Raw genomic sequence first — 14,424 nt, 5'->3', positions numbered from 1 at the left:
AGTAGAGCGCGAGTCTGATGAAGTTTGTTCAAGCGCGCTGCCACACTTCCATGACAGTTTGATGAAGAGTGCCGAGCGGTCATGGACGCTGGTCGCAAAGAATATCTATGTACCGCCATCGCCTTGCGCGATTTCTCTTGAATGACCCGCTCAGGGACGGATTCCCCGCCCCGCCAATGCGAGTCACGCCACCATGCCCGATCGCCTTATTCTGGATGAGCTCCCCGCACCGTCACCGTTGCCAGAGACCGTCGAGCACCTGCCGAAAACGATTGATCACAGCCTGCTGCTGCAGGCCAACCAACGCTGGCGTACCAGCAGTGAGGGTTTGCGCGACTTGTTTGCCGCCAGCCCGGCCCTGCGCGACAGCGTCAATGAACTGCTGCGCCAACAACTGCAACTGGATGGCGAAAAAACCGGACTGCGCTTTGCTGCCACCGATGACCAGCCGGAACATATCGTCAGCCTCACCGATGCCTGTGCCTTTGTCGTTCAACAGCCGACGCTGGAAACCGACCTGGATCAGCGCTGTGACCTCACCGGTATCGGCGCAGATCATCCGTTGTATGCCTTGAAGCCCCTGCAACTCCTGGAAAAACTCAAAGCCCTCGACCCACGCAAAAGTCACGAGACTCGCTGGGCACAGTTCTGGGACGCGCGAGCGCCGCGCACGCCTGTGTCGCGCCGTACCCGAGCCACGCAGCTTTACCGTGCGCATTTCGAAGCCACTGCGCACATGGCTCTCGCTCATCAGGCGATTACCGCGGCGCAACTCAAAACGCTGCAACTGATCATTGATTCAGGTGCTGACGCGCTAACGGTCGATGGTCAGCCCATTCATACGGAAAAACTGGCGCTGGTGCTGAGCAACGACAGCAAGGTCAAACTCCCCGGTGCATGGGTCGTCTGCGTCGGCGATGTGTCCACAGCGGCACCATTGCTTTATCTGCCCTGCAACGCCACATCGATCCAGGCCTTCAATTCACGCGCAGCAATGCAGACGTGGCTGACCCGTCAGGTACCGATCCCCACGGGACTGCCCAAGGAAATACTGCGCGTTGACTACAGCGCAGCGCTCGACCCGATGGTCACCGGGGCAAGCGATCTGTTCGCAGGTCGACACCACGCGCAACTCGATGCGTTGAGCAATACCAACAAAGACACTCCCGGGATCAAAGAGCACGGCGCGCGATCACTGATACATGTCGACCTGATCGATCATCAACGCAGCAGCGCGATCATTGTGGCGGCCCCGCCAAAACCGCTCACGCCCGGCAGTGATAGCGAGATGGAGGACGAATCGCTGTTCGGCAGCCTGTCGGCCGGCATTCCACTGGCCGTGCGACAAGCAGCGCTCAAACGCGAACGCGATGCGCTTGAACGCTTGCAGAGCAACGATGGCGACGGTGCTCGATATCGGCAATGCAAGGAAGCCCTCAAAACGCTGGAAACCGCTGAGCAAGCCGGCGAGACCGCCGCCTCATCCCTGCTGTACCGCGACAATCCCCTCGACGTCAGCACTTTCAACACGGCGCTCACGGCCCTGCGTCAGGCGCACCGGGATGGCTTGTATGCCGAAGGCAATCTGCAAGCGGCGTTGGGCCAACTCGACAGCGCCGATCACGATCTGCTCAAAGCCGTGCTGGACAACCCTGTTGCCGCCGAACGCGACCCGGACATCACGGCAGCGAGCCTGACCTTGTCACTGACCGAAACCAAGGACGAGATTCGTACGACGCAGAGTGAACGGCTCAAAGGCGTGCTGGTGATCGGACGCCAGGCGATGCTCACGGACCGGGCATCGACGTCCAGTCTGCTGCTCTACTGGCCAGGCACCGGTGGGGGCCTGCAGCGCTTTGCTGATCGCCAGACACTGGAGCGCGAGGTGTTCAGGATTGCGGACCACGCCAGCGATCTGACCCTGCAACTGAGCCCGCTCACCACAGACCCGCTGCATCACTGCCTCAATGAGCTGATAACCGACTTCGAATCAAAAGCCACCCTTCTGCGCGGTCTGCCCGAGCAGGCGGACGCCCTGGAAATTCTGCGCCAAGGCTGTCTCGCCACTGTGCAGGTTCCGCTGCACGACGCCCGAAGCCTGGCCTTTGCTCACCTGCAAGAGCAGGAACGCACCGCCACCCTCGCCGGCCATCGGCCAGGCTGGTTGACCAGACTCAACGAGAATGAGCGTAACGGGCTGAAACACAACATCGAGGCGTATATCGCAGCGATGCGCACAAGCCACGCCCTTATGACGCTCGCGCTGGAACCGCGTGACGACTTCACCCGCCGACACCTGTACGCCCGACTGCGCAAGGATTTTTCCCTTGAAGGCCATTTTTCCATACAAGTCGAGTTGCCCGACTCGACCACTACCGAACAGGTTCCTGAGGCAGGGCCCGGTGGCATTCGCAAAACCACCGTCATTGTCCCTAGCAAGTCCCGCAGCAAAATGTCACTTGAGGATCTGGCCCAGCTGAATATCGATAATGTGCAATCAGTGCTCAATGACTCGCTGTCGCAACGCCTGGTCTTCCTGCGCCTGGAGGTCACCGCGACGCATAAAACGGATCGCTCCCGCCTGCTCAACGGCATCAACCTGAGGTATCTGCGCAAGGTGCTGCCGGAACTGGATCTGCCCAAGGCGTATGAACAGAAGATCAATGAAGCATTCAGAGGCGCAAGCAGCGAGTCGCTCTTCGTCAAACAGCATCGCCGGGAAAGCCTGATCGAGCCATGGCGGCTGATGCTCAAAATACAAAGCGAGACTGCCCGCCTGCAAAAACATCTCAGCCGTGATGAGTCCGCCTTGCTGAACATCGCCATCGATGCCAGCACCGTAGACGCGTGGCAAGCCAACGGCAAGCGCCTGGTCCTGCTGCCGGTCGCTCTGAAAGCAGGCGGCAAGGATACCCCCGGCGAAGGGCCGGTAACCCTGTCCGGCGTCAGCCTGATCGAAGAACAGATCAGCGGCGTCACTTTGCTGTATCTGCCAGACAGCCAGGACGGGCAGTTTTTCCGCCGCTACGACAATCTTGAAGCGGCGCGCAAAGGGCTGTTCCGGTTGTGCGGGAGTGACAAGTGGATCGAGTATCTGGCGGGCAGGACGTTGCAGGGTAACGTCAGGGCTCATATCAGCCGTATCGGCCAGGCCGTGGAAAAAAACTTCGACGCCATTATTGAAGTGGGCGTGCGCTGGCCGGCAAGTACCTCGCTGGCAGCGCACCTGCTCGATGCTCACATGGGCCGGTTGATCGAAGCCCATCGCGGCACGTCGCGCTCCAACGATGAACTGTTCTTCGAGCGCTATGCCCTGAAAGGTCCGCGCGCTTTTAACTACATAAAAATGGCGCTGGGGATGGTGCCCTTCGTCGGCAGTGTGCTGGCGCTTTATCAGGCCTGGACCGCTGCCAATCAGGCCGTCGCTGCATTTCTGCGTGGCGACGTGGCTGACGGTCTGGTGGAAATCGAGTCGATGCTGCTGTCGTTGGTCGACGCTTTCATGGATTTGCTCCCGGGCGAAGCAGCCGCCTCGACTCTCTCGCGCACGACCCGCGCGTTGACTCGGGCGCGCCAACTTCACGCGGTGGTCCGCAACGTGGCGGCATTGCAGATCAAAACGCAGCGTCACGCCCGGCATGTGCTGGCGCGCTTCAAGGATTACGAATATGAAAAGCCGATTTCCCTGACAGGCACAGAACCCGCCAGCCATGGCCTCTACCGCGGGATCTACCGGCATGCCGACGGTGATTTCATTGAACGTCAGGGTCGCCTCTACCCAGTGGAGCTGAGCCGGGATTCGCGCAGCTGGCGTCTGTCCGGTAACTCGCGAAAAACTTACAAGCAGCCGATCGCACTGGATGAAAACGGGCAATGGGACACCTGGTTCGGCGTCTACGGGGAGCCCCTTGAAAGCGGCTTGGCCGGTGGCGGCAATATTGCCGGGCGTGTCGCCGATACGCTGGATGCTTACTGGCCACCGGCGATTCGGCAGCGCCTGCCGCGCTGGCTGGTGGATCGAAACTTTCGCCGTCACCATCAACTGACCGCCGCCGCTGACGAACTGGCTGATCAACTGCAGGCCCGAGGTGCAAAAAGCGACCTGGTACTGAACGCCTACCGCGCCGCCTCGGTAGCGGAACGCCCCGCCATGTGGCCGGCGGTCGAAGCCGCCTGCGTCGGCGATATCCAATTAGCCCAACAGCGTTACCAGACGTTGACCGAGCTGACTGAGGTGGCCCATCGCAGAAAGCGCAGGGAAGTCGCCGATATGCAAAGCAAGACCGCATGGTTATTGACCGATCGCTATCGGCGGCGCGCAGTTCACGCATCGCACAATGTTCACGCCATGACACTGAAGATCAAGGAGCTCAAGCAGGTACGCGATGCTCTGCCAGACGGCACACTGGCCCGGCGCCTGGAAATCATGGAAGAGATACGTGTCTTGCGTGTCGAGATCGTGAAAAAGCTCGACCATATGGAAGGGTTCAAGGAGCAGGTCAATCAATGGTATGAACGTATGCTTGCCAAAGACCGGCCGAAGATGTCCGCACTCGTCGACAACATCAACGTTCTGCACAGCGATACATCCCTGCTGTACCTGAAAACCTCTCAACGCCTTGAGATCGTCAAGAAAGCCGGCAGCCCCGATGATGCGTCGTGGCTCTATCTGCTGGAACTGGCGGAGCCACTTCGAAATAACATCGACCGTGTCCTGTACAGCCAGTACGACCTGCCGAACATTCTTGGCACGGTCGCCCAACGTAACCGGATTCTTCAGGAGTGCGTCGACGTCTGTGTCGAGTACCGTCGCGAGATGGCCGCCTGGACCGCCAGCTATCCGCAATTCTTTCATCTGGAAGTGGTCGAGCCATTGCTTGAAGGCGTTGACCGACTGGCCGATCGGGCGCGCGCCGGGATCAACAAGCCGCCCGGGCCAAGCGTTGCAGGACAACCGCAACAGCGTGTGTTCATCACGGAGGACAATCAACTGCGCCATGGCGTCGAGCAATGGGACAGTGCGACCCAGACCCGACAATATAAAAGTACCGGGCCTGGTGGCCATGAAGAGATCTGGGAACAAGGCGCCGATGGCAGATTACGCCTGACCAATCCGCAAAACATCGCAACCCGTTCGCCCGCCGCATTGAGTCTGGCCAAACTGCTCACCGAAGCACAGCAGCGTCTGGATAACGTGGCAGCTTACCGCGCCAAAGTGCAGAGCAACGCCGACCGGGACATGCTCCCTGTCAACCTGGAACACATGATGACCAGCCAGGCAGGCGAGCTCAATACCCGCGCCAATCGCATCGCCGCCAAGTCGGCAGAGCAGCCGATCATTCAGCAATTGCGCGATCAGGCCGCTGAGCTGATCGTCGAAGGTCGTGCCCTGCGCACCCAATACTCACTGACCAGTCAGAAGCCCACCGACGGTATGCTTGATGACCTCATCGGACAGAACGCCGTAGTGATCCGCAGACCCCTTGCGATCCGGCGCATCACCGACCATCAGGGGCAACCCGACTACCTGCAGGAATATGAGATCTGGAACATCACGCGCGAACCTGAGCAACTGCTCTGGTACGCACATTTCCATTACCGCTCGGCGACCCGACCTTTGCGCAAATTCGAAAGGGCTCATCTGAAACTGCCGGCGCATCGCCACCTGACTCACGCTGACGACCCGACCCTGCTCGATTCCAGAATCACCGCACAGTCGATTGTTTTGCAGCATTTCGAAGGGATTTGAATCCACACGTGCTACCGCCCGTCGCTACTGTCAGATCTGACAGTAGCGCGGCGAGGTGTTCGCGCAGCCAATGGTTCGACAACGGAACCCACGTTGAGCCGTTGAAACGATCAGGGAATGGTAGGCGACTTCGAGACTGCACGCGTAAAAAGGTGTAATCGTCGACAGCGCTCTCAACTTGAGACAAACTCACCATCTTTGCGTTAATCACAAGTTTTCCTCATGGAGCCATCGGTGCTTGAAATCCGCCACCTGAAAACCCTGCATGCCTTGCGCGAAGCCGACAGTCTGGTCGATGCCGCCGACCGTTTGCACCTGACGCAGTCAGCGCTGTCGCACCAGTTCAAGGAGCTTGAGGAGCGCTTGGGCATGGCTCTTTTCGTGCGCAAGACCAAACCGGTGCGCTTCACCAGTGCCGGTTTGCGCCTGCTGCAACTGGCCGATGCGACCCTGCCGCTGTTACGCGCCGCTGAACGGGATATCGGTCGGCTGGCCGGTGGCACCGCCGGGCGTTTGCATATGGCCATCGAATGCCACAGCTGCTTTCAGTGGCTGATGCCGACCATCGACCAGTTCCGCGATGCCTGGCCGGAAGTCGAACTCGACCTCGCCTCGGGTTTCGCTTTCGCTCCGTTGCCGGCGCTGGCCCGTGGCGATCTGGATCTGGTGGTGACGTCTGATCCACTGGAAATCGCCGGGATCACTTATGTGCCACTGTTCACCTACGAAGCCATGCTCGCCGTGGCCAATCAGCACGCGCTGGCGAGCAAACCGTACATCGTCCCCGAAGACCTGCTGACGGAAACGCTGATCACCTACCCGGTGGAACGCGACCGCCTCGACATCTTCACGCGCTTCCTGGAACCGGCCGATATCGAACCGGCGCAGGTGCGCACTTCAGAGCTGACAGTGATGATGATGCAACTGGTTGCCAGCGGCCGTGGCGTCTGCGGCATGCCGCACTGGGCGTTGCATGAATACAGCTCGCGCGGTTACGTGAAGGGCAAACGGCTGGGGGAAAAAGGCTTGTTCGCGACGTTGTACGCGGCGATTCGTACCGACATGCTCGATGCGCCGTACATGCGTGATTTTCTGCTGACGGCGAAAGACACGTCGTTCTCGACTCTCGACGGTGTCAGCGCCGTGCGCTGAGTCACTTGTGGGAGCGAGCCTGCTCGCGAAAGCGATGTATCAGACACACAAATAGTGAATGTCAGATTGCCTTCGCGAGCAGGCTCGCTCCCACAGGGATCAGTGTGAACTCAGATCTCGCGCCACATATGGATCTTGTCGAAATAGTCCTCGCCCACCCGCACCGCCAGTGGTTCGAGGCCGAACTGGATGAAGCCGCAGCGCTGATAGAGCTTGAATGCCGCGTCATTGCCGGCGGTCACGGTGAGCTGAAGCAGTTTCAGCGCCGGTTGGTTTTGCGCTTCGGCAATGGCCGCCTGCACCAGTTCATGGCCCAGGCCGCGCTGGCGAAAATCCGCTGAAACGTACATGCCGAACACGGTCGCTTTGTGGCGCGCCTTCGCGCGCGGTTCGAAGGCCAGGCCAACGATGCCGGCGAGCGTGCCGCCGTCGAAGGCACCGAGCACCACGTCGAGCTTGCTGGTCAGGCGCCCTTCCCACCAGCTCAATGGCATCACCGCTCGTTCGCGCACGCTTGAGGTAAAAGCCTGCGGATGGCGGTCATAGGCTTCGAGCATCAGTTCGCGGTAAGCCAGAGCATGACTGGCGTCCAGCCGTTCGATCCACATGCTCACGGCGTCCTGCGCTGCTCAAGCATCAGCCGCACAGCGAGACCGCCGAGGACGAAGCCCATGAAATAACGCTGCAGCGCCAGCCACGTCGGGTTACGCACAAACCACGAAGCGATGCCCGCCGCGAACAGCGCGATCAGCAGATTGACGCAGAAACTCACGCTGATCTGGGTCAGGCCGAGAATGATGCTTTGGGTGAACACCGAGCCGTGTTCAGGGGTGATGAACTGCGGAAATACCGAGAGATAGAACACGGCGATTTTCGGGTTCAGCGCGCTGGTGAGAAAGCCCATGGTGATCAGCTTGCGCGACGAGTCCGCAGGCAATTGCTGCGCTTGGAACGGCGAGCGTGCGCCAGGCTTCACCGCTTGCCAGGCCAGCCACAGCAGGTACAGCGCGCCGGCCCATTTCAGCACTTCGTAGGCCATCGGCACCGCCAGAAACACAGCGGTCAAACCGGCCGCCGCCGCAAACAGATGCACAAAGAACCCCGCCACCACGCCGAGCAACGACGTCACCCCGGCCTTGCGTCCCTGACAGATCGAACGCGAGATCAGGTAGATCATGTTCGGCCCCGGCGTCAGCACCATCAGCAGGGCAGCGGCGGCAAAAATCAGCAGGTCTTGCAGCGGGATCATGGCAAAGTCCTTTGCGTGGATGATCAGGCGATTGCGCTCAGCGAGTTGCGATAAAACGGCAGGATCAGGTCGCGTGTCAATGGCGCCAGAACGACAGCAGGATCAGTGGTCGGATCGACCCAGATCACTTCTTCGATTTCTGCGGCCGGCGTGACTTCAGCGTCGATGGTCAGTTGGAAGATCTCGGCCTGAACGACACACCCCGGTTCGTTGGCCGCAGGCGCCGAGAACTGGCCGAGAAACCTGGCCTGCGCAGGATCGATCTGCAGCCCCAACTCTTCTTCCAGCTCGCGGGCCAGCGCGTGCACCGGCAACTCATGCGCCTCGATCTTGCCGCCCGGTTGCATGAATGCCGTGGTGCCACGCTTGCGTACCAGCAGGGTCTGGCCTTCGGGATTGAGCAACAGCGCGGCGGCTATACGAATCAGGTTTGCAGAGACAAGGGATACAGAAGTCATGGGGCAGCCACCAGCGTGAAAAACCCCAAGGATCCCATGCGAGCGCCGCTGAGGTCACCCCGTAAATCACTCACCCTGAGCCTTGAGCGTGGCTTCAACCTCCTCCGGCACCTTGACAAAAATCGTGTACTTGCCGCCCTCCATGGCTTCGAACGCAATCAGCTTTTCCACCAGCAGCGCGCTGAGCACCTTGCCGGCGTTGAGCAGCAGCATGCCGTTATCGGCATTCAGATTGCGCGCCAGAATCATCCCCGCCGCCAGATCCCGAGTAGACAGCACCTTGACCGACGGATCGGCCAGCGTCACGTCGCTGAGGAACGCCGCGCACACCTGAATGAAGTCTTCGACCAGATCGGGATCGTACAAACGTCCGGCGTACTGGCGCAGGTACAGCAGCGCTTCATCGCTGTTCATCTGCCGCTCAAGGATCAGACCGCGCTGCAACTCGACGAAATCCACCGCCAGTTTCAGCAAGCGTGAACCGAACGGAATGCCCTCGCCCTTGAGCCGGTCGGGAAAACCGCTGCCGTCCCAGCGCTCCTGATGATGCAGGATCAGACGCGCCGCATCCTTCATCGGATCCAGGGTCATGAGCAACGATTCGCTCTGCTTCGGATAACTGCGATAGCGCTCGCGTTCGGTATGGCGCAGCAGATCCGAGGGCGTGGTCATCATCGCGTCGGTCCAGCTCAGTTTGCCAATGTTGTACAGCGCCGCAGCCATGGTCAGATCGCGGCTGGTGGCCTCGTCCAGCCCGTGCTGTTTGCAGTAGCTGCGCACCAGTTCGATGATCTGCCGGTTGGTCTGCTTGGCAGGTGGCAAGCGCAGATTGGCCAGCAGCGAGAACACTTCAGTGCCGGTGACGTAGCTGTGCTTGAGCTCTTCGTACGCCAGATCAAGCATGTCGGCGGTCTGCTGCAGTTCGGCGGTGCGCGCCGCGACATGCTTTTCCAGGGTGCTGTTGAGCAGTTTCAACTGGTCGTTCTGCACCCGGTTCAAGCGTTCCAGACGCTGGCGCTCCTGCTCGGAATGCTGGTGTTCGAGGGACTGGCGCAGAATCAGCAGCAGCTCCTCGTCATTCCACGGCTTGCTGATGTAACGGTGAATCTGCCCGTCATTGATGGCTTTGATGATCGCCGCCGGATCGGCGTAGCCGGTGAGCATGATCCGCGCAGTCGCCGGATAACGCTCACGGACATGCGCCAGTAACGAAGCTCCATCCATGCCCGGCATGCGCGCATCGCTCATCACCAGATTTACCGGCTGCTGCGCGAGAAGCTCCAGCGCCTGGGCGCCGCTGGTGGCCAACAGCAGATCGTAGGGTTGGCCGCGCAACAGGCGACGCAGACTATTGAGGATCGACTCCTCGTCGTCGACCAGCAGCACAGTGGGTCGATGCGCCGGCATCGGCGCGGATGGCTCTTCCATGGCATGGCCTCAAGCAAACAGGGAAATTACGACGCACCGAGCCAACACTGCGCCGGTCCGCGCCTGAGTCCAAGGCTAGATGATTTTCGCCGGCATTCACGCCGATCTTTGTCCGGGGCCGAAAGCGTAGTACCGAGGAGCCGACTATGCTGAAGACAGCGCAAGACACCATCGGCTGATACAAGCAGGCAAATGGCGAGGGAAAAGGATGCCCCGGATGATCACAGCATGCCTCCCCACGGGCGGCGCGGCATGACAGCAGCAACCGTGCACATCAATCGCCGTGTGCTGATCGTTGACGACAGCCCGGCAATCCATGGCGATTTCGCCAAGATTCTCTGTCCGGTCATCCCCGGCGACGATGGTCTGGGCGAAACCGAGAGCCTGCTGTTCGGCACCCCTTCAGTACAGCAATCCCAACATTTCGAACTGGATTCGGCGTTTCAGGGCCGCGAAGCCCTGGAAAAACTCCAGGCCGCACTGGCGCAAAACCGTCCCTACGCCATGGCCTTCATCGACATGCGCATGCCGCCGGGCTGGGATGGCCTGGAGACCATCGAACGGCTGTGGCAGATCGACCCCAAGCTGCAAGTTGCGCTGTGCACGGCCTATTCCGATTACTCCTGGGAGGACATCGACCGACGTCTGGCGCTGAACGATCGGTTGCTGATCCTGAAAAAGCCCTTCGACGCCATCGAGATACGGCAGATGGCCAGCGCCCTCACGGTCAAATGGCAGATGACCGAAGACGCCGAGCTGAAGATGACCCTGCTGGAAGCTGCGGTGCAGGAGCGCACCCGCGAGCTGTCCGATGCCAATATGATCGTGCAGAACAGCCCGACCATTCTTTACCGTTTGCGCGGCGAACCCTCGTTTGCGCTGATGTATATCTCCCACAACATCACCCGTTACGGTCATGTCGCCGCCGATCTGGTGGGGTCGCCCGACTGGGCGCAGGCACTGATTCATCCGGACGATCAGGCGAACGTCGATGCGGCCATGGCCCGGGTGCTGGATCGGCATGCGTCGGGCGCGTCCATCGAATTCCGCATGCGCACCGGCCAGGGCACCTGGCGCTGGGTGGAGAACCGCTACATTCCGGTGCGCGATCAGGACGGCCGCCTGCTGGAAGTCGAAGGCATCATCCTCGACATCACCGAACGCCGCCTGGCCGAGGAAAAACTGGCCTTGCTCGCGCGCTCCGATGGCCTGACGGGCCTGGCCAATCGCGCCACGTTGATCGAACGCCTGCATCAGGCGTTTGCTGCCGCGCGACGGGGCGCCATGCCGTTCGCGGTGTTCTACCTGGACCTCGACCATTTCAAACGGATCAATGACACCCTGGGCCACCCGGTGGGCGATCTGCTGCTGCAGGAGGTCGCCCGGCGTATCAAGTTCGGCGTCCGCGAAAGTGACGTAGTGGCGCGCCTGGGCGGCGATGAATTCGCGATCCTGCAACTGGACGTCAGCGACCCGACCCAATCGGCCACGATGGCTGCCAACATCCGCGACACGCTGCTGGCGCCCTACCACCTGGCCGGTAATGCGTTGCATATTTCGGTGAGCATCGGCATCAGTAGTTACAGCGACCTCAGCCTCGATGCCGACGCGCTGCTCGGGCAGGCCGACATGGCGCTGTACCGCGCCAAGGAAATGGGCCGCAACCAGTACCACTTCCACTCCGAGGAAATCTCCCGGGAAGTGGCCGAACGCATGACCCTCGTCAGCGAATTGATGACTGCCCTCGAGAGCAATGAACTGATGCTGCGGTATGCGCCGGAAATCGATCTGCACAGCGGCCGAATTCTCGGCATGGAGGCGCAAGTCCTCTGGCAGCATCCCCGTCGCGGTCTGCTGGCGGCCGCCGACTTCGTACCTATCGCGGAGAAAACCGGCGCGATCATTCCGCTCGGACGCTGGGTGCTGGATCACGCCTGCCAGCAGATGCATCTGTGGCGTAACGAAGGCGTCGCGCCGCCGGTGATGGCGATCAAACTCTCGCTGGCGCAACTCAAGAGCGGCCCGGAACTGATCTACAACGTGCTACGCACCACCGCCCGCTGGGAGCTCGCCCCTTGGGAGCTGCGCTTCGATGTCACCGAGGCCACGCTGGCCCAGACCAAGTGGACGCACAACGATGCGCTGCCGCGCCTGCGTGAACTGGGCGTGGCCATCGCCATCGATGATTTCGGCACCGAATACTCATCGTTCGACTATCTGAAAACCTACCGGGTCAATCACCTCAAACTGGCGCAGAGTTTCGTCGACAGTGCCGCCCACGATGTCGCCGGCGCCAATGCCCTGCGCGCGATCGTCAACTTCGCCCGGGACTTGGGCATCGGCATCATCGCTGAAGGCCAGCCATCGCCGGAGCAGCCGCGCGCGCCCTCTGCCGCAGCCGCGCTGCCCAGTGCCCGGGGCCTGTATTTCAGCGCGGCGGTCAGCGCCGAACAGGCCGGGCATTTGCTCAAGGACAGTTCCCTCCTCGCACCGAAGGAGGACGAGGCATGAAAGCGCCTTTTCCCCAGACCAACCGGCGCATCCTGATCATCGACGACACGCCGGCGATCCACGATGACTTTCGCAAGATCCTTGCGCCACAGGTTTCAGACGCAGCGGATTTGCAGCAACTGGAGCAAACGTTGTTCGGCACTCAGCAGACGCCGCACCTGAGCTTCCAGCTCGACTCTGCCTATCAGGGCCAGGAAGCGCTGGCGCTGGTCAACCGGGCACTGGCCAGTGGCAATCCCTACGCCCTCGCCTTTATCGACATGCGCATGCCGCCCGGCTGGGACGGCCTGGAAACCATTGAGCAACTGTGGCGAGTCGACCCGAATTTGCAAATCGCCTTGTGCACCGCCTACAGCGACTACAGCTGGGAGGCGATGGCCGAACGGCTGGAGTTTGGCGACCAGTTGCTGATCCTGAAAAAGCCGTTCGACAGTCTGGAAATCCGCCAGATGGCCAACGCCCTGACGTGGAAATGGCAACTGGCGCAAGACGCGGCGCTGAAGATGCTCAGCCTTGAGCGAACCATCGAGGCGCGGGTGCACGAACTGCTCAAGGTTTCGCACCTGCTGCAATACGACAGCCTCACTGAGCTGCCCAACAGCACCCTGCTCGGTGATCGCCTGAGCCAGGCCATAGCGGTGTGCCGACGGCATGACAAACAACTGGTGGTGATGTTTCTCGGCCTGGATCGCTTCAAGCGCATCAACAATGCGCTGGGCCATCCGGCGGGCGACGAGATGCTCAAACGGGTCGCCCGACAACTGCTGACCTGTGTGCGTGATTCGGACTCGGTGTTTCGCTACGGCTCCGACGAGTTCGTAGTGATCCTCGGCGACATCAACCACCCTCAGCAAACCCACGCCGTCGCGGAAAAACTCCTCACTGCCATTCGCTTGCCGCAGACGATTGCCGGTCACGATGTCAGCGTCACTGCCAGCGTCGGCATCAGCGTCTACCCCGATGACGGCCTCGAAGCCACCGAGCTGATCAAGAAGGCCGAGACCGCGATGCGCAACGTCAAGGAACTGGGGCCTGACAACATCGGCTTCTTTATCGAAGCCATGAACCAGCACGCCCGGGAACAGCACAGCATCGAGTCGGGCATTCGCCGCGCCCTGCAGGAACATGAATTCGTCCTGCACTATCAGCCGAAAATCGACCTGCGCACGGCCGCCGTGGTGGGTGCCGAAGCACTGCTGCGCTGGCAAAAACCCGGGCATGGCTGGGTCTATCCGGCGGACTTCATCCCGGTGGCCGAGGACAGTGGCCTGATCGTGCCGTTGAGCAAATGGGTGCTGGCTGAAGCCTGTCGGCAGACCCGTGCCTGGCAACTGGCCGGACTGCCGCCGATCCGCATGTCGGTCAACACTTCACCCATCGATTTTCGCCAGCGTGACTTCGTCGCCGGCATCGAACGCGTACTGCAACAGACTGGTCTGGCGCCCGAGTGGCTGGAACTGGAAATCACCGAAGGCGTGCTGATGCAAAACGTCGAAGCGACGATGACAGCACTTAACCGCCTGAAAACGCTGGGCACGCGGCTGGCCATCGACGACTTCGGCACCGGTTATTCCAGCCTGAGCTACCTGCGGCGGTTTCCCATCGATGTGCTGAAGATCGACCAATCGTTCATTCGCAACCTGTGCAACGACCGCAGCGATGCCGCGCTGGTGAGCGCGATCATCAACCTGGGCAAGAGCCTGGGCCTGAACGTCATCGCCGAGGGCATCGAAACCGCCGAACAACTGGCGTTTCTCAAGGCCCACCACTGCGAAGAGGGCCAGGGCTACTTTTTCAGCAAGTCGCTGCCGGCAGACACGTTTGCGCAGTTGCTCGCTGGTACGCAACCCACGCCCTGGGCGATTGAATGATCACTG

8 protein-coding genes are annotated in these 14,424 nt (G+C 60.8%); 4 read left to right on the top strand and 4 right to left on the bottom strand.

The features are described from left to right. Positions 1–193: 193 nt before the first annotated feature. A complete protein-coding gene (locus ACM6IN_RS27495; RefSeq protein ID WP_414917050.1) occupies positions 194–5,749 on the top strand; it encodes a dermonecrotic toxin domain-containing protein in 5,556 nt (1,851 codons plus the stop codon). Positions 5,750–5,983: 234 nt separating this feature from the next. Next, positions 5,984–6,901 carry a transcriptional regulator MetR gene (metR, locus tag ACM6IN_RS27490; protein ID WP_007916739.1) on the top strand — a complete coding sequence of 306 codons (918 nt, stop codon included), beginning with the start codon at positions 5,984–5,986 and terminating at the stop codon, positions 6,899–6,901. A gap of 110 nt (positions 6,902–7,011) precedes the next feature. Here metR and ACM6IN_RS27485 read toward each other — a convergent pair whose 3' ends face one another. From ACM6IN_RS27485 to ACM6IN_RS27470, 4 genes are all read right to left on the bottom strand, one after another. Further along, positions 7,012–7,509: a GNAT family N-acetyltransferase gene (locus ACM6IN_RS27485; protein WP_414917049.1), complete on the bottom strand. Its 498-nt coding sequence runs from the start codon at positions 7,507–7,509 to the stop codon at positions 7,012–7,014. Positions 7,510–7,511: 2 nt separating this feature from the next. Then, positions 7,512–8,150, bottom strand: a complete 639-nt coding sequence (locus tag ACM6IN_RS27480; RefSeq protein WP_007916748.1) for a LysE family translocator — start codon at positions 8,148–8,150, stop codon at positions 7,512–7,514. Between the two features lie 23 nt (positions 8,151–8,173). Further along, a complete protein-coding gene (locus tag ACM6IN_RS27475) occupies positions 8,174–8,608 on the bottom strand; it encodes an NUDIX hydrolase (RefSeq protein WP_007916750.1) in 435 nt (144 codons plus the stop codon). A 66-nt stretch (positions 8,609–8,674) separates the two neighbouring features. Further along, positions 8,675–10,036 (bottom strand): HD domain-containing phosphohydrolase, encoded by a 1,362-nt coding sequence (locus tag ACM6IN_RS27470; protein WP_007916752.1) that lies wholly within the window; start codon positions 10,034–10,036, stop codon positions 8,675–8,677. Between the two features lie 252 nt (positions 10,037–10,288). On the opposite strand from ACM6IN_RS27470, the gene ACM6IN_RS27465 reads away from it, so the two are divergent. Both ACM6IN_RS27465 and ACM6IN_RS27460 read left to right on the top strand, forming a co-directional pair. Further along, the gene (locus ACM6IN_RS27465) at positions 10,289–12,547 is read left to right on the top strand and encodes an EAL domain-containing protein (protein ID WP_042704859.1); all 2,259 of its coding nucleotides are present in this window, start codon (positions 10,289–10,291) and stop codon (positions 12,545–12,547) included. Beyond that, the gene (locus tag ACM6IN_RS27460) at positions 12,544–14,418 is read left to right on the top strand and encodes a putative bifunctional diguanylate cyclase/phosphodiesterase (protein ID WP_414917048.1); all 1,875 of its coding nucleotides are present in this window, start codon (positions 12,544–12,546) and stop codon (positions 14,416–14,418) included. The genes ACM6IN_RS27465 and ACM6IN_RS27460 overlap by 4 nt, the downstream gene beginning before the upstream one ends. The last annotated feature ends 6 nt before the right edge of the window (positions 14,419–14,424 follow it).

Source organism: Pseudomonas sp. IT-P395, from assembly GCF_949767675.1.
In the GTDB taxonomy this organism is placed as follows: Bacteria; Pseudomonadota; Gammaproteobacteria; order Pseudomonadales; family Pseudomonadaceae; genus Aquipseudomonas.
The sequence above is the reverse complement of the archived record's forward strand: the minus strand, read 5'-3'. Positions and strand labels throughout refer to the sequence as shown.

What these genes read in the sequence shown, in the direction of transcription:
- ACM6IN_RS27460 (WP_414917048.1), top strand. Translation starts at nt 12,544, where the DNA reads ATGAAAGCGCCTTTTCCCCAGACCAACCGGCGCATCCTGATCATCGAC.
- ACM6IN_RS27465 (WP_042704859.1), top strand. Translation starts at nt 10,289, where the DNA reads ATGACAGCAGCAACCGTGCACATCAATCGCCGTGTGCTGATCGTTGAC.
- ACM6IN_RS27495 (WP_414917050.1), top strand. Translation starts at nt 194, where the DNA reads ATGCCCGATCGCCTTATTCTGGATGAGCTCCCCGCACCGTCACCGTTG.
- ACM6IN_RS27480 (WP_007916748.1), bottom strand. Translation starts at nt 8,150, where the DNA reads ATGATCCCGCTGCAAGACCTGCTGATTTTTGCCGCCGCTGCCCTGCTG.
- ACM6IN_RS27485 (WP_414917049.1), bottom strand. Translation starts at nt 7,509, where the DNA reads ATGTGGATCGAACGGCTGGACGCCAGTCATGCTCTGGCTTACCGCGAA.
- ACM6IN_RS27470 (WP_007916752.1), bottom strand. Translation starts at nt 10,036, where the DNA reads ATGGAAGAGCCATCCGCGCCGATGCCGGCGCATCGACCCACTGTGCTG.
- ACM6IN_RS27475 (WP_007916750.1), bottom strand. Translation starts at nt 8,608, where the DNA reads ATGACTTCTGTATCCCTTGTCTCTGCAAACCTGATTCGTATAGCCGCC.